28 protein-coding genes are annotated in these 25,143 nt (G+C 40.2%); 17 read left to right on the forward strand and 11 right to left on the reverse strand.

The features are described 5' to 3' along the window. Positions 1-181: 181 nt before the first annotated feature. A complete protein-coding gene (gene ade / locus KVT11_RS03055; protein WP_116306811.1) occupies positions 182-1,912 on the forward strand; it encodes an adenine deaminase in 1,731 nt (576 codons plus the stop codon). A 100-nt stretch (positions 1,913-2,012) separates the two neighbouring features. Here ade and rnjA read toward each other — a convergent pair whose 3' ends face one another. After that, positions 2,013-3,680, reverse strand: coding sequence for a ribonuclease J1 (gene rnjA / locus KVT11_RS03060; protein WP_008345116.1), 1,668 nt, complete (start codon positions 3,678-3,680; stop codon positions 2,013-2,015). A 5-nt stretch (positions 3,681-3,685) separates the two neighbouring features. After that, on the reverse strand, positions 3,686-3,895 hold the full coding sequence (locus KVT11_RS03065; protein ID WP_008345114.1) for a DNA-dependent RNA polymerase subunit epsilon: 210 nt from the start codon (positions 3,893-3,895) through the stop codon (positions 3,686-3,688). A 394-nt stretch (positions 3,896-4,289) separates the two neighbouring features. On the opposite strand from KVT11_RS03065, the gene KVT11_RS03070 reads away from it, so the two are divergent. Further along, positions 4,290-5,069 (forward strand): Cof-type HAD-IIB family hydrolase, encoded by a 780-nt coding sequence (locus KVT11_RS03070; RefSeq protein WP_024719544.1) that lies wholly within the window; start codon positions 4,290-4,292, stop codon positions 5,067-5,069. A 39-nt stretch (positions 5,070-5,108) separates the two neighbouring features. Here the strand turns inward: KVT11_RS03070 and def are convergent, their stop codons facing one another. Both def and KVT11_RS03080 read right to left on the reverse strand, forming a co-directional pair. After that, positions 5,109-5,666 (reverse strand): peptide deformylase, encoded by a 558-nt coding sequence (gene def, locus KVT11_RS03075; protein ID WP_008345111.1) that lies wholly within the window; start codon positions 5,664-5,666, stop codon positions 5,109-5,111. A gap of 112 nt (positions 5,667-5,778) precedes the next feature. Further along, entirely contained in the window at positions 5,779-5,958 is a 180-nt protein-coding gene (locus KVT11_RS03080) for a YjcZ family sporulation protein (protein WP_026050085.1), read from the reverse strand. A 235-nt stretch (positions 5,959-6,193) separates the two neighbouring features. On the opposite strand from KVT11_RS03080, the gene KVT11_RS03085 reads away from it, so the two are divergent. The 5 genes from KVT11_RS03085 (at position 6,194) to lpdA (ending at position 12,393) form a co-directional block, all read left to right on the forward strand. Continuing rightward, on the forward strand, positions 6,194-6,862 hold the full coding sequence (locus KVT11_RS03085; RefSeq protein ID WP_017359395.1) for a YkyA family protein: 669 nt from the start codon (positions 6,194-6,196) through the stop codon (positions 6,860-6,862). A 565-nt stretch (positions 6,863-7,427) separates the two neighbouring features. Next, a complete protein-coding gene (gene pdhA / locus KVT11_RS03090) occupies positions 7,428-8,543 on the forward strand; it encodes a pyruvate dehydrogenase (acetyl-transferring) E1 component subunit alpha (protein WP_007498599.1) in 1,116 nt (371 codons plus the stop codon). A 3-nt stretch (positions 8,544-8,546) separates the two neighbouring features. Beyond that, complete coding sequence (gene pdhB / locus KVT11_RS03095; protein ID WP_007498597.1) at positions 8,547-9,524, forward strand: pyruvate dehydrogenase complex E1 component subunit beta; 978 nt, start codon at positions 8,547-8,549, stop codon at positions 9,522-9,524. Positions 9,525-9,632: 108 nt separating this feature from the next. Next, on the forward strand, positions 9,633-10,976 hold the full coding sequence (locus KVT11_RS03100) for a dihydrolipoamide acetyltransferase family protein (RefSeq protein ID WP_008345100.1): 1,344 nt from the start codon (positions 9,633-9,635) through the stop codon (positions 10,974-10,976). 4 nt (positions 10,977-10,980) lie between these two features. Next, a complete protein-coding gene (gene lpdA / locus KVT11_RS03105; RefSeq protein WP_003211097.1) occupies positions 10,981-12,393 on the forward strand; it encodes a dihydrolipoyl dehydrogenase in 1,413 nt (470 codons plus the stop codon). A 326-nt stretch (positions 12,394-12,719) separates the two neighbouring features. On the opposite strand, the gene KVT11_RS03110 is transcribed toward lpdA, so the two are convergent. Continuing rightward, positions 12,720-13,100, reverse strand: a complete 381-nt coding sequence (locus KVT11_RS03110; protein WP_223255627.1) for a hypothetical protein — start codon at positions 13,098-13,100, stop codon at positions 12,720-12,722. Between the two features lie 318 nt (positions 13,101-13,418). Here KVT11_RS03110 and KVT11_RS03115 point away from each other — a divergent pair, with 318 nt between their 5' ends. Then, positions 13,419-13,538 (forward strand): GapA-binding peptide SR1P, encoded by a 120-nt coding sequence (locus KVT11_RS03115; RefSeq protein WP_003212464.1) that lies wholly within the window; start codon positions 13,419-13,421, stop codon positions 13,536-13,538. A gap of 43 nt (positions 13,539-13,581) precedes the next feature. Here the strand turns inward: KVT11_RS03115 and KVT11_RS03120 are convergent, their stop codons facing one another. Next, complete coding sequence (locus KVT11_RS03120; protein ID WP_017359394.1) at positions 13,582-15,054, reverse strand: aminotransferase class I/II-fold pyridoxal phosphate-dependent enzyme; 1,473 nt, start codon at positions 15,052-15,054, stop codon at positions 13,582-13,584. Positions 15,055-15,244: 190 nt separating this feature from the next. On the opposite strand from KVT11_RS03120, the gene KVT11_RS03125 reads away from it, so the two are divergent. Then, a complete protein-coding gene (locus KVT11_RS03125; RefSeq protein ID WP_008345089.1) occupies positions 15,245-15,514 on the forward strand; it encodes a UPF0223 family protein in 270 nt (89 codons plus the stop codon). Positions 15,515-15,541: 27 nt separating this feature from the next. Here the strand turns inward: KVT11_RS03125 and KVT11_RS03130 are convergent, their stop codons facing one another. Next, entirely contained in the window at positions 15,542-16,177 is a 636-nt protein-coding gene (locus KVT11_RS03130; RefSeq protein ID WP_017359393.1) for a DUF1054 domain-containing protein, read from the reverse strand. A gap of 287 nt (positions 16,178-16,464) precedes the next feature. Between KVT11_RS03130 and KVT11_RS03135 the strand changes: the two genes are divergently transcribed. The 5 genes from KVT11_RS03135 (at position 16,465) to KVT11_RS03155 (ending at position 19,231) form a co-directional block, all read left to right on the forward strand. Then, a complete protein-coding gene (locus KVT11_RS03135; RefSeq protein WP_008345085.1) occupies positions 16,465-16,653 on the forward strand; it encodes a hypothetical protein in 189 nt (62 codons plus the stop codon). A gap of 133 nt (positions 16,654-16,786) precedes the next feature. Further along, positions 16,787-17,593 (forward strand): inositol monophosphatase family protein, encoded by an 807-nt coding sequence (locus KVT11_RS03140; RefSeq protein ID WP_017359392.1) that lies wholly within the window; start codon positions 16,787-16,789, stop codon positions 17,591-17,593. A 183-nt stretch (positions 17,594-17,776) separates the two neighbouring features. Next, a complete protein-coding gene (locus tag KVT11_RS03145; protein WP_223255619.1) occupies positions 17,777-18,478 on the forward strand; it encodes a hypothetical protein in 702 nt (233 codons plus the stop codon). Positions 18,479-18,626: 148 nt separating this feature from the next. After that, positions 18,627-18,941 carry a sigma-70 family RNA polymerase sigma factor gene (locus KVT11_RS03150; protein ID WP_223255628.1) on the forward strand — a complete coding sequence of 105 codons (315 nt, stop codon included), beginning with the start codon at positions 18,627-18,629 and terminating at the stop codon, positions 18,939-18,941. Then, entirely contained in the window at positions 18,938-19,231 is a 294-nt protein-coding gene (locus KVT11_RS03155; RefSeq protein ID WP_008345075.1) for an anti-sigma factor family protein, read from the forward strand. Before KVT11_RS03150 ends, KVT11_RS03155 begins: the two co-directional genes overlap by 4 nt. A gap of 44 nt (positions 19,232-19,275) precedes the next feature. Here KVT11_RS03155 and KVT11_RS03160 read toward each other — a convergent pair whose 3' ends face one another. Next, positions 19,276-19,911: a hypothetical protein gene (locus KVT11_RS03160; protein ID WP_017359387.1), complete on the reverse strand. Its 636-nt coding sequence runs from the start codon at positions 19,909-19,911 to the stop codon at positions 19,276-19,278. 273 nt (positions 19,912-20,184) lie between these two features. After that, entirely contained in the window at positions 20,185-20,364 is a 180-nt protein-coding gene (locus KVT11_RS03165; RefSeq protein WP_008345070.1) for a DUF5325 family protein, read from the reverse strand. Between the two features lie 113 nt (positions 20,365-20,477). Here KVT11_RS03165 and typA point away from each other — a divergent pair, with 113 nt between their 5' ends. Together typA and KVT11_RS03175 are read left to right on the forward strand one after the other, a co-directional pair. Next, a complete protein-coding gene (gene typA, locus KVT11_RS03170) occupies positions 20,478-22,316 on the forward strand; it encodes a translational GTPase TypA (RefSeq protein WP_008345068.1) in 1,839 nt (612 codons plus the stop codon). Positions 22,317-22,412: 96 nt separating this feature from the next. Next, positions 22,413-22,694 (forward strand): YlaH-like family protein, encoded by a 282-nt coding sequence (locus KVT11_RS03175; RefSeq protein ID WP_045034298.1) that lies wholly within the window; start codon positions 22,413-22,415, stop codon positions 22,692-22,694. Positions 22,695-22,723: 29 nt separating this feature from the next. Here the strand turns inward: KVT11_RS03175 and KVT11_RS03180 are convergent, their stop codons facing one another. Both KVT11_RS03180 and KVT11_RS03185 read right to left on the reverse strand, forming a co-directional pair. After that, positions 22,724-22,954: a YlaI family protein gene (locus KVT11_RS03180; protein WP_008345063.1), complete on the reverse strand. Its 231-nt coding sequence runs from the start codon at positions 22,952-22,954 to the stop codon at positions 22,724-22,726. 105 nt (positions 22,955-23,059) lie between these two features. Continuing rightward, complete coding sequence (locus tag KVT11_RS03185) at positions 23,060-23,677, reverse strand: YhcN/YlaJ family sporulation lipoprotein (RefSeq protein WP_113747327.1); 618 nt, start codon at positions 23,675-23,677, stop codon at positions 23,060-23,062. Between the two features lie 140 nt (positions 23,678-23,817). On the opposite strand from KVT11_RS03185, the gene KVT11_RS03190 reads away from it, so the two are divergent. Then, positions 23,818-25,140 (forward strand): PhoH family protein, encoded by a 1,323-nt coding sequence (locus KVT11_RS03190; RefSeq protein WP_116306813.1) that lies wholly within the window; start codon positions 23,818-23,820, stop codon positions 25,138-25,140. Positions 25,141-25,143 lie beyond the last annotated feature (3 nt).

Here is a 25,143-nt window from a genome sequence, read left to right on the forward strand (position 1 = left end):
GCCGTTTACTTTCTAAAAGAACAGCAAAATAGAACATGGTTATTTTTCAGCCAATTATCACTATTCAGAAATAAAAACAATCTTTTGATATGGTTGATTTTCTCTAAATGTCATTGACTGGACAAACAGATTCGTTTACGATAAGAAACATTATATTGTTTACTCGGAGGAGGCAGTGTCGTTGGATAAGGAGCTTTTCAGACATCAAATTGAGGTAGCTGCAAAGAGAAAAAAAGCAGCCCTAGTGATTAAACATGCGAAGGTTATGGACGTGTTTAACCAGGAATGGATAGACGCTGATGTCGCTGTTGAAAATGGAAAAATAGTAGGAATTGGGGAGTATGAGGGAGAACAGGAGCTGGATGCAACAGGTCAAATGCTTGTTCCCGGTTTCATTGACGGCCACGTTCATATCGAATCCTCGATGGTGACTCCTGCTGAATTTTCCAAAGCTGTCGTTCCTCACGGCGTGACAACTGTTGTAACAGACCCGCATGAAATTGCCAATGTATCCGGTGTTGCAGGTATCCGTTTTATGCTCGAAGAAGCGAGAAAAGCTGCTCTAAATATATATTTCATGCTGCCATCCTGTGTACCGGCAGTCAGCTTTGAACGATCAGGTGCTACACTAAAAGCAAAAGATTTAAAGCCTCTTTATCAGGAGAAAGAAGTGCTTGGTCTTGCCGAAGTGATGGATTATGTCGCGGTTGAACAAGCGGAAGAAGATATGCTTCAAAAACTGCTTGATGCTCAACATGAACATAAACTCATTGATGGCCATCTAGCAGGATTAACGGACCGATTAATTAATGTGTACCGAACAGCTAATGTCCAAACGGATCATGAGGTGACAACAGCTCAAGAGGCCCTTGAACGTGTCAAAAGAGGCATGTATGTCATGCTCAGAGAAGGCTCTGTTGCTAAAAACGTGAAAAACGTATTACCTGCTGTCAATGAGAAGAATGCGAGACGCTTTTTCTTTTGTACGGATGATAAACATTTAGATGATTTAATGGCTCAAGGAAGTATTGATGAACAAGTACGGATGTCGATACAAGAAGGATTGGACCCCTTTTTAGCATATCAAATGGGAAGTTTAAACGCAGCGGAGTGCTTCGGTCTCAAAACAAAGGGAGCGATTGCACCAGGCTTTGACGCGGACTTTATGCTCATTTCTGACTTACATGAGGTAGGAATTACAAGCGTCTTTATCGCAGGAGAATTGGTCTCTGAACATGGAGAATATTTGCCAAGTGTCGACAAGATCACGCCAAATTCTTCGCTCATGCAATCGGTACATGCAGTGGACGTTCAAGAGAAAGATTTAACGCTGCCTATAACAGATCATCAAAAGATGAATGTCATTCGCATTATACCGAATCAGCTTGAAACGAAATTAGAACAAATATCTCCTTCTGGCAGCGATGGACAATTTACATGTGATATTGATCGAGATGTATTAAAAATAGTGCTTGTCGAACGCCATAAAGGTCTATCTGAAATTGGGATAGGGGTTGTCAGCGGATTCGGCTTAAAAGAGGGGGCAATTGCAACAACAGTTGCCCATGACTCGCATAACTTAATTGCCGTTGGAACAAATGATGCTGATATGATCAAAGCCATTGAGACGCTAAAAGAAGCAGGGGGCGGTTTGACCGTTGTAAAAGACGGAGAAGTTCTTCATACGCTTCCATTACCGATTTCCGGTTTATTATCAGATCAACCTGCACATACGGTCAATGAAAGCCTTCATGCACTTCATGATGCTTTAAAGGAAACAGGCTTTGTCTTAGACTTTAATCCGTTTTTGACATTATCCTTCTTGGCACTGCCAGTCATTCCTGATGTGAAAATGACAACACAAGGATTGTTTGATGTGAGAAGTTTTCAGCATCTCCCGATTCAATCGTAAAACAATGACTGAACCCGCACGTATCGTACAGATATGCGGGTTTTTTTTATTGCGCATAAAAAAGAGACACAGCCAATTGGCTGTGTCTCCCTGTACGTCATTACACTTCCATAATAATCGGTAAGATCATTGGGCGGCGTCTTGTTTTTTCATAAAGGAAAGGAGCAAGAGTGTCAGTAATCTCGTTCTTAATTTCTGACCATTGAGTCGTCTTGCGTTCCATTACTTTTTCAAGATGCTTTGAAATGAGATCTTGCGCGTCATTAATGAGGTCTCCAGATTCTCTCATGTAGACAAAACCTCTTGAGATTAGATCAGGACCTGCAGAAATTTTAAATTCTTTCATATCCATGCTGACAACAACAATGACAAGACCTTCTTCTGAAAGAATGCGGCGGTCTCTTAACACGATGTTGCCGATATCACCAATACCGCTACCGTCGATATACACGTTGCCTGATGGAATTTTGCCAGCGACACTTGCTTCGTCACCTTTCAGTGCAAGAACTTCACCGTTATCCATGATAAAACAGTTTTCCTCAGGGATTCCGCAATCATTCGCAAGTTTAATATGCGTTTTTTGCATGCGATACTCACCGTGAATCGGCATGAAGAATTTTGGTTTAATTAAACGGAGCATTAGCTTTTGTTCTTCCTGCCCGCCGTGTCCAGAGGTATGAATATTATTGAGTGAGCCATGAATGACTTCAGCACCAGCACGATAAAGCTGGTTAATAGTCCGGCTTACGCTAATATTGTTACCTGGGATCGGTGAAGACGAGAAGACAACAGTGTCTCCAGGGTTAATTGAAATCTGGCGGTGCGTACCGTTGGCAATACGAGAAAGAGCGGCCATCGGTTCGCCCTGACTACCAGTACAAAGAATGGTTACTTTGTTTGCTGGAAGGCGGTTGATTTCATTGTGTTCAATGAACGTGTTTTTTGGACATTTGATATATCCGAGCTCTTGTCCAATATCAATGGCAGACTCCATGCTGCGCCCAAACACAGCGACTTTTCGGCCGTTGGCAACAGCTGACTCGATCACTTGCTGAAGTCTGTGAATGTTAGATGCAAATGTAGCAAAGATAATACGTCCATCTACTTTTCTGAAGATGTCATCAATGCTTTCACCTACACGTCTTTCGGACATCGTAAATTCTGGAATTTCACTATTAGTACTGTCAGATAGAAGACAAAGAACGCCTTCTTTCCCGATCTCAGCCATTTTCGTTAAATTGGCAGGCTCGCCAACAGGAGTAAAGTCAAACTTGAAATCGCCTGTATGTACGATGTTACCAGGAGGTGTCTTCACGACAATTCCATAAGAATCTGGGATACTGTGCGTCGTTCTAAAGAAAGACACAGCTGTTTTTCTAAATTTAATTGTATCTTCTTCTTCAAAGATGTGAAGTTTGGTCTGTCTTAATAGACCATGCTCTTCCAATTTATTACGAAGTAGGCCGATTGCGAGTTTGCCTCCGTAAACTGGAATATTCACTTGCTTGAGAAGGTAAGGGATACCGCCGATGTGGTCTTCATGTCCATGAGTAATAAAAAGACCTTTGATTTTATCTTCGTTTTTAACTAAATACGTATAGTCAGGGATGACGTAATCAATTCCAAGAAGTTCATCTTCAGGGAACTTAATACCAGCATCAATCAAAATGATTTCATCTTGAAATTGAACGCCATACGTGTTTTTACCGATCTCGCCTAATCCGCCGAGCGCAAAAACTGCCGCCTGATCGTTTTTTACAAATTTCATTCCTCTCATAGCTCCAATACTTTAAAATTTTCACTTTCTCGTTCATAGTCTAAAAAAGCACCGTCTACAGGCTGAATGAATTCAATATTGTAGTTATGTTTTTTCAACTTATCGCGTACGTCTCTTTCAGAAACCGCTTCAACGTATAGTGAATCTGTGTGTTCTCTCACAGGTACCTCAGTCGTACTTGCCTGAAAAAATACCTTATATATCATCCAAATCTCTCCTTAAATACCGTATGTTACACTCGCTTATTCTATTATATTAAAAAAACGCGCATAAGAAAAGTCTCAGAGAAAAAAGGACCTTCAGCAAATGTGCGGAAGATCCTTTTAAGCAATCGATTTTTTACGAAGCATGTCCTTCCATTGTCTTCGAATTTTCTTGCGCAGACGACGAAGCATCGCGGATCGCCTCCTTTCGGTATGAGTCTCATTCAGCCATTTGTTCCGTTCTCTCTATATACTTGTATTATATGATGTTTCCACTTAATGTTACATGGTTATATGTGGGAAATGGGCGTTTTAAGAGGAAGTGGTTTCGTCAGTGAAGATCTTTCTGTATGATGAAGGGGAGAGGGTATACATAACAAGAGACAGGAGACGAGATATGAATAAAAAAGTCATCTTCTTTGATATCGACGGTACTTTATATGACCATGATAAAAAAATACCTGAATCAACGAAGCGAGCTGTTCGTTTATTAAAAGAAAAAGGGCATCATCTCTTCATTGCATCTGGCCGTTCGCCTTTTCTTATCCAGCCTATTTTAGAAGAAATAGGGCTTGACTCATTTATTGCTTATAACGGTCAGTATGTCATGTACGAAGGAGAAGTCATTTATGGCAATCCGCTTAAGCAAGAGCTGATGGATAAAATTTATGAAACAGCGGATCAACATGATCATCCGCTTGTTTTCATGGGAGAGAAGACGATGAAGGCGTCTGTGCCGAACCATCCATTTATCCATGAAGGGATTGGCACTTTAAAAACAGAGCATCCCGAGCACGATTTGTCATTCTTTAAAGAAAACGTCATTTATCAAATGCTGCTATTTTGTAAAGCAGAAGAGGAACATCTATATGAAGCGTTCCGTGAAGAAATTGATCTCGTCAGGTGGCATGAGCTGTCTACGGATGTCCTGCCAAAAGGTGGATCAAAGGCTGAAGGAATTAAACGAGTCATTGAAAGACTCCCGTACGATCAAAAGGACACAATTGCCTTCGGTGACGGGCTGAACGATCGAGAAATGATTTCGTTTGTTGGAACAGGCGTTGCGATGGGGAATGCAGTCAATGAATTAAAAACATTAGCTGACTTTGTCACCAAACCTGTAGATGAGGATGGCATATTCCACGCTGTGACTGAATTAGGCCTTATTGATGAATAAAAAAACAAGACCCGCTGATGGACGGGTCTTGTTTTTTTATTATGATCTGCCGATCGCAACCGCGTTGTCTGGCTCGGCGAATGGATGATCTTTTTGAATATGATCATAAAACATAATGCCATTTAAGTGGTCAATTTCATGCTGAAAAACGATGGCCGGAAACCCTTTTAGGCGAATATCAATGTCTTCACCTTCAAGCGTTGTACCTTTCACCCTGATTTTTTCATAGCGCGGGACGAATCCAGGGATGGCTTCATCAACAGATAAACAGCCTTCTCCAGTAGCTAAATAAGCTCTTTTGACTGAATGGCTAACAATGCGAGGATTGAATAATGCATAGCTGTAAAGTTCTCCGCCCTCGTCTTCACAGTGAACAGCAATCATTCGTTTACTGATATTGATTTGCGGAGCTGCTAGGCCAACACCGGGTCTAAGTTCATATTTTTCAGCAATGTCTGCATCCTGACTGTTTTTGACAAATTCAATCATGTCAGCTAATTGCTGTTTTTCTTCTTCTGTTGGCGGGAGTTCGACCGCTTCAGCTGTTTGTCTTAAGACGGGATGCCCGTCTCGTACGATATCATCCATGGTAATCACAAAACTTCACTCCTATTTCCTTTGTATGTAAAGTATATAAAATGATACACGACATATGCAATGAAATAAAGAAGACCGGTCGTATGAGACCGGTCAGAGGCTTATTCAGCCATTAGCAGCAGCCACCGCCACCTAAGAATGCTGCGCCAACAATGATCAATAGAATGAATAGGACGACGATTAAAGCGAATGTACGTCCACCACCGTAACCGCAACCGTATCCACCACCATAACTTGGATAGCAACAACCGCCGCCGTATCCATAACCGTAACCGCCGTATCCACCATACATACTTCCATGACTATAATTAGACATACTTTTGACCTCCTTTGGAAATACACTCGGCCTCTCATAAGTGAAGGCGAAGCGTGTAATATAAACTATGTATGAATGCACTATTTGTATAGTCATGAGCCTAGAGCATGAAAAAAATCTTCTTTCCCTTCAAAAAGCCAGCCTCTTTCCTTGTCACAACCGCCCTGAAAAATTATAGTGGTATGTGGAGATGTAAAGGGGGACCTTGTAATTGAAACAGATGAAAAGAAGAATAAAAGCAGGTGCAGCTTTAGCGGGGATATGTACCCTCTTGCTTGCGGGCTGCGGAGGTCAAAATCCGCTTTATGAGATGCAAGATGCCATGACGAAAATGAGCGAAAAAGAAGCATCCTTTGAAAAAGAACAAGGTGCACTGCAAAGCTATGAGAAAAAAGAGCAGCAGTTGTATAAAAAAATGATTCAAACAACAAAAGACCACACAAAAACAGTCTCAAACTTGTCTGATCAAGCATTAGCATCGGCAGAAAAGCGTGAAGAACATTTAAAAACAGAAAAAGACAGCATGGATCAATCGAAAAAAGAATTTCAATCTGTAAAGGAATTCGCTGAACAGATAAAAGATGCGGAAGTAAAAGACAAAGCAGAACAAACAGTCAAATCAATTGAAAAAAGATATGCATCGTATGATCAGCTTTACCGTGAGTATCAAAAGGCGCTGAAACAAGACAAGCACTTGTATGAATCTTTAAAAAGAAAAGACTTAGGATACGCTGAACTGAAATCCAAACTGAAAACAGTCAATCGTTCCTATAGTAAAGTGAGAAAAGAAAGCAAGAAGTTCAATCAATATACAGATCAATTGAACGAATATAAACAAGCTTTATACAAAACAGCTCAGAAAGAATCACAAAACAGTTAAAAACAGTACTTGCATATTCTAGTTCTGTTTATCGCTGCTACTCACAAAGTGCCTGCGTGTCGTTACTCGTTTTTTCAAGAAGTCAAACTGAAAAGAAGAGAAAGGGTTAAAATGAAGTTCATTTTAGCCCCTTGTCCATCACGATCAAAAGAGCTAAAAATAGCTCTTTTTTTATTTTTCGACAAAAACAAACATCTGCTATTGTAGTACAGCGACCCACTCTATACTAGTACAGTTTGTGCTGTTGATTAAACAGATTGATACAGGTCACCATAAAAAGTAAAGCGAATACATTTATTTAAATAAAGCCGTTAAATCAATTGACGGACTATTTTTCTTGTTGTAAACTATTCCTTGTTAACAGAAGTTGTATTAGTTTTTTGTGAACTATCGTTAATACAGTTAGAAAAACTCAAAAGCAAGCGATCATCCAATGTTTCGACAATGATCTTTGTGGCTATTATATACAGGAGTCATATGAGCATTTTGGGTTATCCTATATCTGTATGTATAAATGGATTCACGACAAATTGACTGTTAAAAGAAAGGAAGAGGTGACTTTAGAATGGCTGCAAAAACAAAAAAAGCAATTGTTGATAGCAAAAAGCAATTCGATGCCATCAAAAAGCAGTTTGAAACGTTCCAAATTTTAAACGAAAAAGGCGAAGTCGTAAACGAAGCGGCAATGCCAGATCTTTCAGATGACCAATTAAAAGAATTAATGCGCCGTATGGTGTTTACACGTGTATTAGATCAACGTTCAATTTCATTGAACCGTCAAGGACGTCTTGGCTTCTATGCGCCAACAGCTGGACAAGAAGCTTCTCAGCTTGCAACTCACTTTGCACTTGAGAAAGAAGATTTCATTCTTCCAGGATATCGTGATGTACCACAATTAATCTGGCATGGTCTTCCACTAACAAAAGCATTCTTGTTCTCTCGTGGACACTTTGTTGGAAACCAAATGCCTGAAGATGTGAATGCACTTTCTCCGCAAATCATTATCGGTGCACAAATCATTCAAGCTGCTGGTGTAGCTCTTGGTTTGAAAAAGCGCGGTAAAAATGCTGTTGCAATCACTTACACTGGTGATGGTGGAGCTTCACAAGGTGATTTCTACGAAGGTATTAACTTTGCAGGGGCTTACAAAGCGCCAGCGATTTTTGTTGTCCAAAACAACAGATATGCGATCTCTACACCTGTTGAAAAGCAATCTGCTGCACAAACGATTGCACAAAAAGCAGCTGCAGCTGGTATCGTAGGCGTACAAGTTGACGGTATGGATGCATTAGCTGTATACGCAGCGACTGCTGAAGCTCGTGAGCGTGCTGTAAATGGTGAAGGTCCAACATTAATTGAAACTCTTACATTCCGTTACGGCCCACATACAATGGCTGGTGACGATCCAACAAGATATCGTACAAAAGAAGATGAAAATGAGTGGGAGCAAAAAGATCCATTGGTACGCTACCGCAAATTCTTGGAAAACAAAGGCCTTTGGTCTGAAGAAGAAGAGAATAAAGTCATCGAAGATGCAAAAGAACAAATCAAACAAGCAATCAAAGAAGCTGACGAACAGCCTAAGCAGAAAGTCACTGATTTGATTGAAAACATGTACGATGTGAAACCATTTAACTTGGTTGAACAGCTTGAAATCTACAAACAGAAGGAGTCGAAGTAAGCCATGGCGCAAATGACATTGATTCAAGCGATCACTGATGCGTTACGCACAGAACTGAAAAATGACGAAAACGTTCTTGTTTTCGGAGAAGACGTTGGTAAAAACGGCGGCGTATTCCGTGCGACTGAAGGATTGCAAAAAGAGTTTGGTGAGGATCGTGTATTCGATACTCCACTTGCTGAATCTGGTATTGGCGGTCTTGCAATTGGCCTTGGACTACAAGAATTCCGCCCAGTAATGGAAATTCAATTCTTCGGATTCGTTTACGAAGTATTAGATTCTGTTTCTGGACAAATGGCTCGTATGCGTTACCGTTCTGGTGGACGCTGGCATTCTCCAGTGACAATCCGTTCTCCATTTGGCGGAGGAGTTCACACACCTGAGCTTCACGCTGATAGCTTAGAAGGTCTTATTGCACAACAGCCTGGTATCAAGGTTGTTATTCCTTCAACACCTTACGATGCAAAAGGACTATTAATTTCTGCAATCCGTGACAACGATCCGGTTGTATTCCTTGAGCATATGAAACTTTATCGTTCTTTCCGTCAGGAAGTTCCTGAAGAAGAGTACACAATTGAAATCGGTAAAGCTGACGTGAAACGTGAAGGTTCTGACCTTTCAATCATCACTTACGGTGCAATGGTTCACGAATCACTTAAAGCTGCTGAAGAACTTGAAAAAGAAGGCGTTTCTGCTGAGGTCGTTGACCTTCGTACAGTGAGCCCGCTTGATATTGAAACAATCATCGCTTCTGTTGAAAAAACAGGTCGTGCGATCGTTGTTCAAGAAGCACAAAAACAAGCTGGTATTGCAGCAAACGTAGTAGCTGAAATCAATGATAGAGCAATTCTTAGCCTTGAAGCACCAGTACTTCGTGTAGCTGCACCTGATACTGTATTTGCTTTCTCTCAAGCTGAGAGCGTATGGCTTCCAAACCATAAAGACGTGCTTGAAACAGCTAAGAAAGTTCTTGAATTTTAATTAAATGACAGAGGGGAAAAGAATTTATTTCTCTTCCCCTTTATCAATTACATGACCGTGTAATATTGACAGAACAAGGGTTTAACATAATCTAGGAGGCGAAAAACAGTGGCATTTGAATTTAAACTTCCGGACATCGGAGAAGGTATCCACGAAGGTGAGATCGTTAAGTGGTTTGTAAAACCAAACGACGAAATCAATGAAGATGACGTTTTAGCAGAGGTACAAAATGATAAAGCAGTTGTAGAAATTCCTTCACCTGTTAAAGGAAAAGTATTAGAATTAAAAGTTGAAGAGGGAACAGTTGCAACTGTAGGACAAACAATCATTACGTTTGATGCACCTGGTTACGAAAATCTTCAATTTAAAGGCAGCGAAGAAGAAGGCGAAGCGAAAACTGAAGCTCAAGTACAAGGTACTGCTGAAGCTGGTAACGAGCCTGAAAAGAAAGAAGTTGCTCAAGAAGAAGCGGCAGCAGCAACTGGTGCTGGCGCACAAGAGCAAGTAGATGCTGATCCTAACAAACGCGTTATTGCTATGCCATCTGTACGTAAATATGCGCGTGAAAAAGGCGTTGAAATTTACAAAGTTGCAGGTACTGGTAAAAATGGCCGCGTGCTAAAAGAAGATATCGACAGCTTCCTTAATGGCGGTTCTGCAGCAACTCAAGAAGCAGCACCTCAAGCAGCTGAAAGTGCGAAAGAAGAAGCAGCTCCAAAAGCGGCAGCAGCTCCAGTTCTAGAAGGAGAATTCCCAGAAACTCGCGAGAAAATGAGCGGAATCCGCAAAGCGATCGCGAAAGCAATGGTGAACTCTAAGCACACAGCTCCTCACGTAACATTAATGGATGAAGTTGATGTAACAAACCTTGTTGCACATCGTAAACAATTCAAACAAGTTGCAGCTGATCAAGGAATCAAGTTAACTTACTTGCCTTACGTTGTAAAAGCTCTAACTTCTGCTTTGAAAAAGTACCCAGTACTTAACACTTCTATCGATGATAAAACAGATGAAGTTGTTCAAAAGCATTACTACAACATCGGAATTGCAGCTGATACTGAAAAAGGCTTGCTTGTTCCAGTTGTGAAAAATGCAGATCGCAAAGCGATTTTCGAAGTATCTAACGAAATCAACGAGCTTGCAACAAAAGCACGTGATGGTAAATTGGCTCCAGCTGAAATGAAGGGTGCATCTTGCACAATCACAAACATCGGTTCTGCTGGTGGACAATGGTTTACTCCAGTCATCAACCACCCAGAAGTAGCGATCCTTGGTATTGGCCGTATCGCTGAAAAAGCGGTTGTTCGTGATGGCGAAATCGTTGCAGCTCCAGTCTTAGCTCTTTCCCTAAGCTTTGACCACCGTATGATTGATGGAGCTACTGCGCAAAATGCCCTTAACCACATCAAGCGTTTATTGAATGATCCACAATTAATTTTAATGGAGGCGTAAATTCATGGTAGTAGGAGATTTCCCAATCGAAACAGATACTCTTGTCATCGGTGCAGGTCCTGGTGGATATGTAGCTGCTATTCGTGCTGCACAGCTAGGACAAAAAGTAACAATCGTTGAAAAAGGAACACTTGGCGGCGTATGTCTAAACGTCGGCTGTATCCCTTCAAAAGCATTGATCAATGCTGGACATCGTTTCGAGAATGCAAAGCATTCTGAAGACATGGGTATCAAAGCTGAAAACGTAACAGTTGATTTCACAAAAGTTCAAGAGTGGAAAGCTTCTGTTGTAAACAAATTAACAGGTGGAGTTCAAGGTCTTCTAAAAGGAAATAAAGTAGACATCGTCAAAGGTGAAGCTTATTTCGTAGACAGCAACTCTGTACGTGTCATGGATGAAAATTCAGCGCAGACTTATACATTTAAAAATGCAATTCTTGCAACTGGATCTCGTCCAATCGAATTGCCTACATTTAAATACACAGACCGCGTGATTAACTCAACTGGTGCTTTAGCGCTTAAAGAAGTACCTAAAAAGTTAGTTGTCATCGGTGGTGGATACATCGGTACTGAGCTTGGTACTGCTTATGCGAACTTTGGAACAGAAGTTGTCATCCTTGAAGGTGGAGACGAAATCCTTCCAGGTTTTGAAAAGCAAATGAGCTCATTAGTGAAACGTAACCTGAAGAAAAAAGGAAACGTTGAAATTCACACAAACGCTCTTGCAAAAGGCGTTGAAGAAAAATCTGACGGTGTCACTGTTACTTTCGAAGTAAAAGGTGAAGAAAAAACTGTCGATGCTGACTACGTACTTGTGACTGTTGGTCGTCGTCCAAACACAGATGAGCTTGGTCTTGAGCAAGTTGGTGTTGAATTGACAGACCGCGGAGTTGTCAAAACTGACAAACAATGCCGTACAAGCGTTTCAAACATCTATGCAATTGGTGACATCGTTGATGGACCACCACTTGCACACAAAGCTTCTTACGAAGGTAAAATTGCTGCTGAAGCAATCGCTGGAGAGCCAGCTGAAATTGATTACCTTGGTATTCCTGCTGTTGTATTCTCTGAGCCAGAACTTGCAACTGTTGGATACACTGAAGCAGAAGCAAAAGAAGAAGGAATCGACATTGTTGCAGCGAAATTCCCATTCGCAGCAAACGGACGTGCACTTTCTCTTGATGCAACTGATGGCTTCATGAAGATGATCACTCGTAAAGAGGATGGTCTTGTGATCGGTGCACAAATCGCAGGTGTTGGTGCTTCTGATATGATTTCAGAGCTTAGCCTTGCAATTGAAGCTGGTGTGACAGCTGAAGATATCGCAATGACAATTCACGCTCACCCAACTTTAGGTGAAATCACAATGGAAACGGCTGAAGTAGCAATCGGAAGCCCAATCCATATCGTAAAATAATGAACGTTGAAACCCTCTCCACACGGAGAGGGTTTCAGATTGTTGACAAAGGGCTGAAATGAACTTGATTTTAGCCCTTTGTCTTCTTTTCAGCGTGATAGAAAACCTTTGCAGTCTAGGAAGGACGAGTACTGGAGCGGAGCGAATTTGACATTCGTGAGCACCAGCACGCAGGACTGACACCGAATGCGAGGGTTTGTCTACACGCTGAAGCCCTCTCCACACGGAGAGGGTTTTTTTATGTATGTGAAACCTCGCTGAAAACGAAAAACCCTCATGAGCTGAGGGCTTTTTTCATATGGATATATAAGTGCAAAGTCGAACCGTTAATTTGTATTCACTCGATCTAATGCTTGGCATATGGGTGATAAGATATCCTCTTTACTTCGGACATTACCTTCCACCTTCACAATGACCTTTTCATTATTGACAAGTAAAATAGCCGGCAGTTCGTCTACTTCATTTTTCCAGCCTTTACGATCTTCTTTGACAATCATCTTGGACATTTCCTTCGGATATTCATTTTTTAAATCGAGCACTGCGTCATAATAAGGACTTTCTTTATCAAGATTTTCTGCATCAGTAAAAAAGAGAATTCTTGGCTTTTGAATATGACTGACCTGGTCTGTCTGATTCGGTATGATATACGCAAATGAGCATGAACTAAGTACAAAGAGCATAGGGAATATAATGAGAAGGGTCCTCATAAAATTCAATCTATTCACCTCAAAATCCTTTGGGGTTGTACCAACATTTTTAGGAGCCAGTTCCCTGTTAGTCACTCTAGTGTATCACGTCCTTTTTGACAATTTTCGATTGTTACTCAATTGTTACAGAATTGATATGAAGCAAAATACATTTGAAACGTTTCCTCAATATGATGAGAAAAAAACATATTTTTATAAAAAATGATTAATTGTGTCATACAATTAACCGTTGACAACTTAAATGTGACATCATATTATAGAGATATGAAATAGATTAAACGCTTTCAAACTTTGAGTAAAGAAAAGGGGAATGTACAAGTGGGTACAATTATTTGTCAAGATTGCAATGAAACCATTGATCAATTTGAAAATGAAAAAGTGACAACACTTTATGGAACATGTGGTCACTGTCATTGCTGTGATGAAGCCTCTGAATAAATAAAAAAGCATGCAGCTCCAATTGGGGCTGCATGTTTCTTTTTTATAAAATGGCTTTTTGTTCTTTAATGACACGAATCATATCTAGTGTGGAATCTTCTGGTCCTTGAACAGGAAGACCGATTTCGATATTTTTAAAGATATAGGAGATATTTTCTTCTGTGATGATTTCTCCTGGTATAAAAATAGGAATACCAGGCGGATAAACCATGACAAATTCTGCAATGATCCGGCCAGCCGCTTCTTTAAATGGAATGACTTCCGTTGTTGCGTAAAAAGCGTCACGCGGCGTCATCGCAAGCGAAGGGATTTCAGGCAGTAACACTTCTGTCACGGCTTGTTTGCCGCCTTGACGTGCAGAGGTGGCCGCAATTTCCTTCATAGCCGTTACAAGCGTATCAATCGTCTCATCACAATCGCCAGGCGTCACGATACATAAAATATTGTATAGGTCAGAGAGCTCTACTTCAATTCGGTAGCTTTCTCTCAGCCATTTCTCCACATCATGGCCATTCAGTCCAAGGTCTTTAATGGAGATGATTAATTTTGTTGGGTCATAATCGTAAGTAGAAGGTGAACCGAGAATTTCTTGACCAATACAAGTAATACCTTCAATTTCGTTTAAACGAGTTCTTGCTGATTCAGCTAATCGAATGGCTTCATCTGCAAGTGCCTTTCCTTCAGTCGCTAATCGCTTTCTAGCGACATCCAGGGAGGCTAAAAGCAAATAAGAAGTAGACGTAGTTGTCAGCATGCTTAAAATAGATTGTACTCGATCCTTTGAAACAAGCCCTTCTTTTATATTTAAAATCGAGCTTTGGGTGAGAGAGCCGCCAAGTTTATGCACACTTGTTGCTGCCATATCAGCTCCCGCCTGCATCGCAGACAATGGAAGCTCATCGTGAAAATGAATATGCACACCATGTGCCTCATCTACAAGAACAGGTACGTCATATGAATGAGCAATCTCTACAATGGTTTTTAAATCAGCTGAAATACCAAAATACGTTGGGTTAATCACAAGCAGCCCTTTCGCATCTGGATGTTTAGTCAGCGCTCTTTTAGCTGACTCTGGCGTGATGCCATGTGAGATGCCAAGCTCTTTGTCAATTTCCGGGTGAATAAAAACAGGTACTGCACCAGAAAATACAATAGCAGACATAATCGACTTATGGACATTACGTGGAACAATAATTTTGTCTCCAGGGCCACAGACGGTCATCACCATTGTCATGATCGCACCGCTTGTTCCTTGTATAGAGAAAAACGTATGGTCTGCACCAAATGCTTCTGCTGCAAGCTCCTGTGCTTCTTTGATCATTCCTCGAGGCGAATGTAAATCATCAAGAGGTTCTATATTAATAAGGTCAATGCTTAATGCATTGTCTCCAATAAATGCTCTAAATTCAGGGTCCATTCCGGCTCCTTTTTTATGGCCTGGAATGTGAAATTGGACTGGATTGGTTGAAGCGTGTTTTTTAAGTCCAGTGTATAAGGGTGTATCATGTTGTGACAATTGCTTTCCCACCTTCATCGAAATACCTGCTATTATTATCCCAATAACAGCAGATTTCATTGCATAAAACAAAAGAATTATATTATGAACTGATCGGAATGTAAAGCATAAAATCAATCGGATTCTGATCAAACAGATGCTATAATAAAAGTTCAAATAAGAAATGTGGATTAAAGTGAGGGACAAGTAAATGGAATATCAATATCCAATGGACGTCGACTGGACAACTGAAGAAAAGATGGCGGTCATTTCATTTTTTCAAGCCGTTGAAAAAGCCTATGAAACAGGAATTGCGAAACAAGCGTTACTAGAGGCTTATAAACGATTTAAAGAAGTTGTACCATCAAAAGCAGAAGAAAAGACGCATTGTGCGGCGTTTGAAAAGGGAAGTGGGTATTCCCCTTATCGCACAGTAAAAAGCGCAAGAGAGGCTGAAGAAACAGCTATGATACGGATGTAAAAAACGAGCCAATATAGGCTCGTTTTTTTATACAGATTCTTTTTGTGTAAAGCGGTATAGATAAGTTACTGTGCGGAAGGCATCTTCAATTTTTGATAAGAATTCTTCATTATTCATTTGAACAACTTCTTCTCTAGGAAGCTGGATGCCGCAAAGGAGTTCGGCCTTTTTGACTGTTTGAACACGTTCAAATAGTGTTCTCAGCTGTTCAGCATCAAGTTCGCTGTGGCGGAGGACGTCCGGTTTCATATGATCCTTAGACCAAACAAAGTATTGCGGTATTTTCTTTTGGATCGTGTCCAGCTCTTTTTCGAATAATTGCCCATATTCACCTTTTACTGGAGATTCATAAATAAGCGCAAACCATACAAATACATGAGTTTTCCAAAGCCCAATTTGAAAATGAGGGAGCTTTTTATACCCACGCTTACTGTTAGCGAAAGCCACCCAAGTGTCATTTGGCGGGTTGACTGATCTTCTTGCATGTTTTGCCACGTGGACAAACATTTCGTCTCCTGTAATAGAAGAAAGAAGCGGTGCAAAATGTTCACCAAGTGCTTCAAGCTTTGGACGGACTCTCTCTTTTAATACGGTCATACGTTCATCTAAACCGTCTACTGTGAATGTTTCAAAATCTTCATCTCTAAAACGCATTTCACTCATGTTATGCCTCCTGTATCTTTTCGCTGATCATATTTTATCATAGCTTGGGTCAAGCTCAAAAAAAGATGCACTTTAAGGAGAAAGATAGCAGGGATCTTGGTTCGGCGTTTAAAAACATCGATTTTGTGGTACATAACAAATAGGTAAAAACACAATTTTCAGAATGTCGTTGCGGTTATGCGATCGCTTCATACGATATAAGCAAGAACCATTTCTCTTATCGATTGTATTTTTTATCAATGAAAACTGACAAGGAATGAATCATTCTCTGGAAGGGGCGTTGACCAATGAAGCAAATCGTGAAGCATGGGTATAGACAAGAGAAGAAGAATCGCATCGCTGTGTGGAGATTAGAGGTTGATTATGAGCTTTCTACGCTTCATGAAGCCATCGAGCAAAAAGATGATATCCAAGTAGAACGCAGCAAACGAAAGCTTGAGCGCCTAAGAAAAGAATGGGAGCAGCTTCAAGGGTAAAACAAGGTGAGGTAAAAACGAACCAATTCATCGGTTCGTTTTTGTATGAAGCTGCTTTTTTCTTGCTTTTACGTACATAATATCAGTATGCTAATACAAATAGGTACTACATAGAAAAGAGGTTTACAGTCCGATGACAAACTGGGTGGAAATTGACCGACTTGCAAAGCTTTGGGTAAAAGAAGCGGGTAGCCGCATTAAAGCATCCATGCAGGAAGGTCTATCAATTGAAACAAAATCAAATCCAAATGATCTTGTCACAAACATCGATAAAGAAACAGAACGTTTCTTCATTGAAAAGATACAGTCGACATTTTCAGATCATCATATTTTAGGAGAAGAGGGCCAAGGGGAAGAAGTGATCTCTCTTGACGGAATAGTATGGATCATTGATCCAATTGATGGCACCATGAACTTTGTCCATCAAAAACGAAATTTTGCCATTTCAATTGGGATATTTGAACATGGTGTGGGGAAAATCGGTCTTATTTATGACGTCATCCATGACGAGCTCTATCATGCAGTCAAAGGAGAAGGGGCGTATATGAACGATACCTTACTCCCGCCTTTAAAAGATGTCGCCATTGAAAAAGCCATTGTCGGCATTAACCCAACATGGGCGATTGAAAGCCCCCATTTTGACGCTAAGCCGTTTGCCCGTCTCGTACGCGATGTGAGAGGAACAAGAACGATTGGATCAGCTGCACTTGAACTGGCTTATATTGCAAGCGGAAGAAGCGACGCATATGTCACGTTAAGGCTAGCGCCATGGGATTATGCGGCTGGATGTGTGTTGCTTGATGAGGTAGGCGCTGTTTACTCGAATATTCACGGAGAACGCTTAACGTTTCTAGAGAAAAATAGCATTGTTGCCGGAAATCGATCCGTCTGTGAGAAAATCTTGCATGATTACATAAAAGGAAGCGGAAATAAAAAATAAACAACATCACTTCATGAGAATGAAGTGATTTTTTGTTTTTCCTGAAACTTTTTGGTAAGGCAGATGTCTAAACGAATGAGGCCTTAATTTGATGTAAAGGATTGTGTAGCAATGTTTGATTTGTTTAGTGATTTATCCCTCCATTTTGAAAGGTTTTTTATTTTAAATGAGTACAGTATCCACATGATTCAATGGTGTGTGCTTGGACTATTTGTCCTTTTCATTACACTTCCCATATGGAAAGAAAAGAAGAGTCGTTATGTATTTTATGCTGGAATCGTATTAAGAGTAGTTCTGCTAGGGAGTATGACACTTGAGATGATCCACCAAGTGCTAGCTAGACAGTATACGATCGAAACATTTGAAGTGCTGACAGATTTCATGCAATTTCTCATCTATGGATATGTCTTACTTGCATCACTTTTCTATGTGATTTCTCTTCCTTATTTAAAAAATAAGGGCATGTTTTTTGCATTTGATTTATCTGTGTTACTTCTGCCTTTATGTCAAACGGTATTTATTGTGTTAGTTGAAAGCAAAAAGTTCTTTCTCAGCGGTGATACGGAGCTGATATGGAGAGATTTGATCATCATTTTGCTTATGATTGGCTTTGCCGCTTTGATACTTCACCTATTCTTTCGTTTGTTTTGGCATCAGAAGTGGAAAGAATTGCTGTTTTTCTATGGCCTGATTTTCGCTGCGCTGCTGTATATTTTTTATCCTTCTATCTCGAAGCATGAGCTGCAATCTTCGTTTAAATCCATTGTGATTTTAGTAGCGGCCGCAGGAAGCTTTATGACATTACATTTGTTAGGTGCGTTACTACAAAACAAGGTGAAGTTGAGACAGTGGGTGCTTGGGGAATTGTCGTCTTTTTTATGCTGATGCTGAACCCGATCCTAAATCTCCCACATATCATGTTTCAATTTACTAAAACGGAACTGACAGATACTTTCTCAGAAGAATATCGCCCTTTATCTGAAGCAAGTGCGAAAGCATTCGCTTCAAAGTTTGTACCAGCGGACACTACATTATATTCAACGACTATCGCCGAAAAGTAAAACGAACTTTTACGGATGTAGAAAAAGCTGATTTTTTAGAGCAGCAGATATTCATGACACCTGAAGACCATTTAGAAACTCAAGCTGATATTCAAAGGCTGTGGAGCCAGATCAATCAATTGAAGGATTCTTACCGAGAAGTCCTCATTTTAAGAGATATTCAGGAATTATCGTATGAAGAAGTAGCGGAAATTTTGAATTGGACCTTATCTAAAGTAAAGAAAACCCTTCATCGAGCTAGATTAGAGCTGAAACGAAAGCTACATTGTGAGGAGTTCAACAAATGAGCTGTTATTTGATTGAAGAACTATTACCACTTTATATAGAAGGGGACACGAGTGAAGAAACAAATCAATTAGTGAATGAGCACTTACGTTCATGCAAAAAATGCCTTCATCTATATGAAGAAATGAAAGAACCAGTCTCTATTGCAAAGTCAACAGATTTCATACCGTTCATAGATGAAAAAGAAGAAAAAAGAAAGTTTGAAAAGCGCTACTATGGAAAACTGTTATTAAGGGCAAGTATCGTTTTTAGTATCGTCTATCTCATCATGCTCTTGATCTATTGGATATAAGAAAGAACCCCCATCTGGATGAACCGGATGGGGGTTTTTTGAGCTTAGTTCAATTTTTCTTTAGCAATTTGAACTGCATCATAGAACGTTTTTAATTGCTCTTGAGGAATTTTCTTAAGCAATTGGTTGAAAACAAGTAATTCAGTAGAGCTGAATCCAAGACCTTTAGCGATTTTAGAATCAATTACAACGTTTCCTTTTTTGTCTAGAACAAGTGCATCACCAGCAAGATCAGCAATTCTGATCACTGATTTGAAAAGCTTTTCGAATTTAGTTGCTTCTTCTTTAGTAAGACCAAGTTCAACAGCTTTTTCTGCATCAAAAACTAATTTTCCTTTTTCGTTTTTAGTGATGCTTTCACTGAAAACGATTGTAAGAACAGCTGCGCGATCTAAGAATTTCTCAGCAGTCGCCGCTTCTTCTTCAGTCAAACCGAGCTCAACAGCTTTTTTCACATCAAATGTGTAGTTGTTGTCTTCCTCAACAAATGAATTGATGAGAATGCTGATAACACGCTCGTTTTTCTCCAATAAATCTTTAATAATTTGTTGCTGCTCAAAAGGAATCCCTTTGAAAGTTGCAGCACTTGCTTGCCCAGGAGCTACTGTTGTGAAAGTAAAAATGATAGCTAAAGCGAAAAATACAACAGAGCTGAGCGATTTGCTCAAAAACTTCTTCATGCTTCTTTTCTCTCCCTTTTCTGTTAAATTTTGTTGCAAGAACAGCATACCATGAGAAACTTTGTGGAAGAATAGGAAAAATGTAACTTTGTGTTTGATTTTGGAGAACTATAAAAGTTCTTGTCGAAAAATGGAGGAGTTCAGATTGCTTAGATTTGCCAACACTATATGAAATTTTTAGTTGAATAATTAGTGTTACATAGGTGGTTGGTCTTGTTTTTACCCAAAATAAAAGCCTTCTACATGTAAAATGTAAAAGGCTTTTCATAAATTTTATGATTGTACGTTTAATTTTCGTTTTAATGTAAATCCTGTACCCATGAAAATCATGGCGAACACAATACTTAAGCATGTTCCCAGTATGCTTTTTTCTGCAACAGACACTCCAATAAACGCCATACTGACGACGGCAAGTAATGCACATAATAATAGAAGCCATTTGATTTGTTTCATTTGTCTCCATCCCTTTTTTTAGAGTTAATATAAGTTTACAGAAAAACGATCGGCATTTAAAGGGGATTGTGATATAATATGAAAGTTATCTAATTATTTTAGGAGATGAAAATGTGAAACTTCGAAAAGACCTTCGCAACATCGCAATTATTGCCCACGTTGACCATGGTAAAACGACGCTTGTTGACCAATTGCTCCATCAAGCTGGTACTTTCCGTGCGAATGAAAATATCGCTGAGAGAGCCATGGATTCAAATGATTTAGAGCGAGAGCGCGGTATTACGATCTTAGCTAAAAATACTGCGATCCATTATAAAGATACACGCATTAATATTTTAGATACACCAGGACACGCCGATTTCGGTGGTGAAGTTGAGCGTATCATGAAAATGGTAGATGGTGTACTTCTCGTTGTGGATGCATATGAAGGTTGTATGCCTCAAACACGATTCGTGCTAAAAAAAGCACTTGAGCAAAACCTAACACCAATTGTTGTTGTCAATAAAATTGACCGTGACTTTGCTCGTCCAGCTGAAGTAGTCGATGAAGTCATTGACTTGTTCATTGAATTGGATGCAACAGAAGAACAGCTTGAATTCCCAGTTGTATATGCATCAGCAATCAATGGTACAGCAAGTAACGATGCTAGTAAGCAAGATGAAAACATGGAATCGTTGTTTGAAGCGATTGTCAACCATATCCCATGCCCAGTCGACAACCATGAAGAACCGCTTCAATTCCAAGTGGCGCTACTTGATTACAATGATTATGTTGGAAGAATTGGAATTGGCCGTGTATTTAGAGGAACGATGCAAGTAGGACAGCAAGTTGCTCTCATGAAAGTGGATGGCAGTGTAAAACAATTCCGCGTGACGAAGATTTTTGGTTTCCAAGGGTTAAAACGAGTGGAAATCAATGAAGCGAAAGCTGGAGATCTTGTCGCAGTATCTGGTATGGAAGACATCAACGTAGGAGAAACAGTCTGCCCGGTAGAACACCAAGAGGCTTTGCCGATCCTTCGTATTGATGAGCCGACACTTCAAATGACATTTGTTGTCAATAACAGCCCATTTGCAGGCCGTGAAGGAAAGTACGTGACATCACGTAAAATTGAAGAGCGTTTAGAACAGCAGCTTCAAACAGACGTAAGTCTTCGTGTAGATCCAACGGATTCACCTGATGCTTGGGTCGTATCAGGACGCGGTGAGCTTCATTTATCAATTCTGATTGAGAACATGAGACGTGAAGGATTTGAACTGCAAGTATCGAAGCCAGAAGTTATTGTAAAAGAAGTAGATGGTGTTCGATGTGAGCCTGTAGAGCGTGTTCAAATTGATGTACCTGAAGAGCATACTGGCTCTGTTATGGAATCAATGGGTGCAAGAAAAGGTGAAATGATTGACATGATCAATAATGGTAACGGTCAAGTTCGCCTGATCTTTACAGTTCCATCACGTGGTTTAATCGGATATACAACTGAATTTCTTTCATTAACTCGTGGTTTTGGTATTTTGAACCATACATTTGACAGCTACCAGCCGATGCAGTCTGGTCAAGTTGGCGGACGCCGTCAAGGTGTACTTGTTTCAATGGAAACAGGTAAAGCAACTGCTTACGGAATCCAAGGCGTTGAAGAGCGCGGTGTGATTTTCGTTGAGCCGGGTGTTGAAGTATACCAAGGAATGATTGTTGGTGAGCATAACCGTGAAAACGATCTTGTTGTCAACGTGAGCCGTATGAAACAACAAACAAACGTACGTTCAGCGACAAAAGATCAAACGGTTAGTATGAAAAAACCACGTATTATGTCACTTGAGGAATCTCTTGAGTACTTAAATGAAGACGAATACTGTGAGGTTACACCGGAATCGATCCGTTTAAGAAAGAAAATTTTAGATAAAAACGAACGTGAGAAAGCTGCGAAGAAGAAAAAGCTAGCAGGATTATCTTAATTCCATGAAGAATTAAAAAGATAGAACCCTGAAAGGTAAGGGGAGGGAATCTTTTTGAATGATCAGGAAGTAAGTGAGAATCTATCCTTTTTTGCGATGCTGTTTCGTGTCGATGAAAATCCGCAAACAGGGATGTGGCTCCTATATGGCACCATCCTTGTTTTAGCGATTATTGTTTTTAAACTCGGCTTTGCTAGACGTTTACCGATTTTAAAAGCACTTGTCATTTATTTGTTTTTGATTTTTGGCTGCACGTTTCTCACATTTCTAGGTATCTTCTTGCCAGTCGCAGAAGGCCTGGTTGTGGCAGCTGTCATTTTGATTATTTATAAAATACGGCTGCATCGTGCGAAAAAAGAAGGAACAGTGAGTACGTAAAAAAGACCTGAACTTGTGTCAGGTCTTTTTTATGTCTTCTGTTCTTTTTTTCCTTTTTTCTTCTTTTTCTCTTTCGTCGCAGGATCTTGATAAAGAGAGAATCTGCCAGTTTTGATGCGTGCCTCTGTCTTTACTTTAATTCTTTCTTGGCAGTCATCGCACATATATGTATGAATCGGTCGATTTCTTAACCGTTTAGCAACAAGTGTATCATCATTAATGGTTTCAAGCTTTTCACATAATGAGCACTTCACTCTCATCATTTTCACCTCACTTTGGTCATGCCTTCATTATAGCATGTTTTTTGAACCACTTAAAATCAGTATAAAAAAGGCTTATATCACAAGAGATATAAGCCGTTCTCATTATTTCTTCTGATTCATATGATGGTTTGATTGATCGTTTTGATTTTTTTCTAATTGCTTTTGATCTTGTTGTTTGAGCTGATGATTCGGATCATTCGTCGGATCTGTTTCGTTACGGTCGATTTCATTTCGAGGCATTTCTGGCATCACACGGCCCACAATGGCTGCTAGTTCATCCATAATTCCGCTTACTGGTCTGCCAGCTTGAATTTCTTTGCCCATTTCCTTTAAACGGCTCACTGTATCTGGATCAGCGACGACAACAGCATTCGCACCTTCTGGATCATTTTTCAGTGCTTTGGCGACTGAATATTTAATGGTTTCAACTTTGCTTCTATCTAAATCATCTTTTACATCAATGCCGACGACAGCATACTTGCCGATGACGATCGCTGTTGCGTCATTTACATCTGCTACATGCTCAGTCACATTCACTAGGTGCTGCGCCACATCTGTTGATGGGCGGGCTTTGTCAGTGCTTTTCTTGGATGAGTCTGATACTCTTACTAAATGCTTGTTTCCGTCTTGATGTTCTTGTGCCAAAGGCTTCTCTTGATGCTGGCAAGCGCCTAATAAAAGAATGGTTTGAACCATGAATAACGTCAAAAATAGTCGCATGTGTATTCCCTCCTTCACAAACTGCATGATTTATTTTATTGTTGAATTAACCTTCTAACTTTATTCATGAAAACATATATTTTAACAATCGTTTTTGGAAAGACAAGGATGAATGAAACCCCGATCAGGAGGCGAAGGACCTGAGTAAAATTTATGTATTAGACACAAATGTGTTATTACAGGATCCGAATTCAATCTTTTCATTTGAAGACAACGAGGTCGTGATTCCGGCCGTAGTGTTAGAAGAAGTAGACTCGAAAAAAAGATATATGGACGAGGTTGGGCAAAACGCACGACGTGTCTCACGTTTAATCGACGGGTTGAGATCGAAAGGGAAACTGCATGAAAAAATTACGCTGGAGTCAAAAGGAACGCTGCGTATTGAGCTGAATCATCGCTCTTTCCATGAACTTCAAGAAATTTTCATTGAAAAAACAAACGATAACCGGATTTTGGCTGTTGCTAAGAATTTGAGCTTAGAGGAAGAAACAAAACCAGATGGCCGACCTGTTATTTTGGTCAGCAAAGATGTCCTAGTGCGAGTAAAGGCGGATGCCATTGGTCTGCAAGCAGAGGATTTCTTAAGCGATCGTGTGCTGCAAAATGAAGAAATTGATAACGGCTATCACGAGCTCTATATTCCGACTGAGCAGCTGAATACATTTTATAAGCAAAATCAGTTACCGATAAAAGACGTCACCCAAACGCCATTAAACCCTCATCAATTTGTTATTATGAAGGGAAATGAGGGTGGTTCTGCTTTGGGGATGCTTGATCAAAAAGCAGAGCATGTGAAACGGCTTATTTATGACCAAGAACATATTTGGGGAATTCGCCCAAAAAATGTCCAGCAAACGATGGCGCTTGAGTTACTTTTACGCCGCGATATTCCGCTTGTGACACTTATCGGAAAAGCGGGAACAGGAAAGACACTGCTTGCACTTGCTGCTGGATTAATGCAGACAGAGGACCTCGGCATGTTTAAAAAGCTCATCGTGGCCCGCTCTATTGTTCCTGTCGGTAAGGACTTAGGGTATTTGCCAGGCGAAAAAGAAGAGAAGCTCAGACCGTGGATGCAGCCGATCTATGACAACCTAGAATTTTTATTTAACACAAAAAAACCTGGTGAACTCGATGCGATACTAGCGGGCATCGGTTCAATTCAAGTGGAAGCTTTAACGTATATTCGCGGGAGAAGTATCCCTGATCAATTTATCATTATCGATGAGGCGCAAAACTTAACAAAACACGAAGTAAAAACATTATTAACGCGGGTTGGTGAGGGAAGTAAAATTGTGCTGATGGGAGACCCAGAGCAGATTGATCACCCTTATTTAGACAGCTTAAATAATGGGCTCACATATGTCATTGAGCGTTTCAAAGGGCAGCAAATATCTGGACATGTCAAGCTTGTCAAAGGAGAAAGGTCTGGACTTGCACAGCTTGCAGCTGATTTATTATAGTCC

The organism is Bacillus sp. GbtcB10, from assembly GCF_019091365.1.
GTDB lineage: Bacteria > Bacillota > Bacilli > Bacillales > Bacillaceae > Bacillus > Bacillus altitudinis.

What these genes read in the sequence shown, in the direction of transcription:
- rnjA (WP_008345116.1), bottom strand. Translation starts at nt 3,680, where the DNA reads ATGAAATTTGTAAAAAACGATCAGGCGGCAGTTTTTGCGCTCGGCGGA.
- KVT11_RS03065 (WP_008345114.1), bottom strand. Translation starts at nt 3,895, where the DNA reads ATGATATATAAGGTATTTTTTCAGGCAAGTACGACTGAGGTACCTGTG.
- KVT11_RS03070 (WP_024719544.1), top strand. Translation starts at nt 4,290, where the DNA reads ATGAATAAAAAAGTCATCTTCTTTGATATCGACGGTACTTTATATGAC.
- KVT11_RS03080 (WP_026050085.1), bottom strand. Translation starts at nt 5,958, where the DNA reads ATGTATGGTGGATACGGCGGTTACGGTTATGGATACGGCGGCGGTTGT.
- pdhA (WP_007498599.1), top strand. Translation starts at nt 7,428, where the DNA reads ATGGCTGCAAAAACAAAAAAAGCAATTGTTGATAGCAAAAAGCAATTC.
- pdhB (WP_007498597.1), top strand. Translation starts at nt 8,547, where the DNA reads ATGGCGCAAATGACATTGATTCAAGCGATCACTGATGCGTTACGCACA.
- lpdA (WP_003211097.1), top strand. Translation starts at nt 10,981, where the DNA reads ATGGTAGTAGGAGATTTCCCAATCGAAACAGATACTCTTGTCATCGGT.
- KVT11_RS03110 (WP_223255627.1), bottom strand. Translation starts at nt 13,100, where the DNA reads ATGAGGACCCTTCTCATTATATTCCCTATGCTCTTTGTACTTAGTTCA.
- KVT11_RS03125 (WP_008345089.1), top strand. Translation starts at nt 15,245, where the DNA reads ATGGAATATCAATATCCAATGGACGTCGACTGGACAACTGAAGAAAAG.
- KVT11_RS03130 (WP_017359393.1), bottom strand. Translation starts at nt 16,177, where the DNA reads ATGAGTGAAATGCGTTTTAGAGATGAAGATTTTGAAACATTCACAGTA.
- KVT11_RS03135 (WP_008345085.1), top strand. Translation starts at nt 16,465, where the DNA reads ATGAAGCAAATCGTGAAGCATGGGTATAGACAAGAGAAGAAGAATCGC.
- KVT11_RS03140 (WP_017359392.1), top strand. Translation starts at nt 16,787, where the DNA reads ATGACAAACTGGGTGGAAATTGACCGACTTGCAAAGCTTTGGGTAAAA.
- KVT11_RS03145 (WP_223255619.1), top strand. Translation starts at nt 17,777, where the DNA reads ATGATTCAATGGTGTGTGCTTGGACTATTTGTCCTTTTCATTACACTT.
- KVT11_RS03155 (WP_008345075.1), top strand. Translation starts at nt 18,938, where the DNA reads ATGAGCTGTTATTTGATTGAAGAACTATTACCACTTTATATAGAAGGG.
- KVT11_RS03160 (WP_017359387.1), bottom strand. Translation starts at nt 19,911, where the DNA reads ATGAAGAAGTTTTTGAGCAAATCGCTCAGCTCTGTTGTATTTTTCGCT.
- KVT11_RS03165 (WP_008345070.1), bottom strand. Translation starts at nt 20,364, where the DNA reads ATGAAACAAATCAAATGGCTTCTATTATTATGTGCATTACTTGCCGTC.
- KVT11_RS03175 (WP_045034298.1), top strand. Translation starts at nt 22,413, where the DNA reads ATGCTGTTTCGTGTCGATGAAAATCCGCAAACAGGGATGTGGCTCCTA.
- KVT11_RS03180 (WP_008345063.1), bottom strand. Translation starts at nt 22,954, where the DNA reads ATGAGAGTGAAGTGCTCATTATGTGAAAAGCTTGAAACCATTAATGAT.
- KVT11_RS03185 (WP_113747327.1), bottom strand. Translation starts at nt 23,677, where the DNA reads ATGCGACTATTTTTGACGTTATTCATGGTTCAAACCATTCTTTTATTA.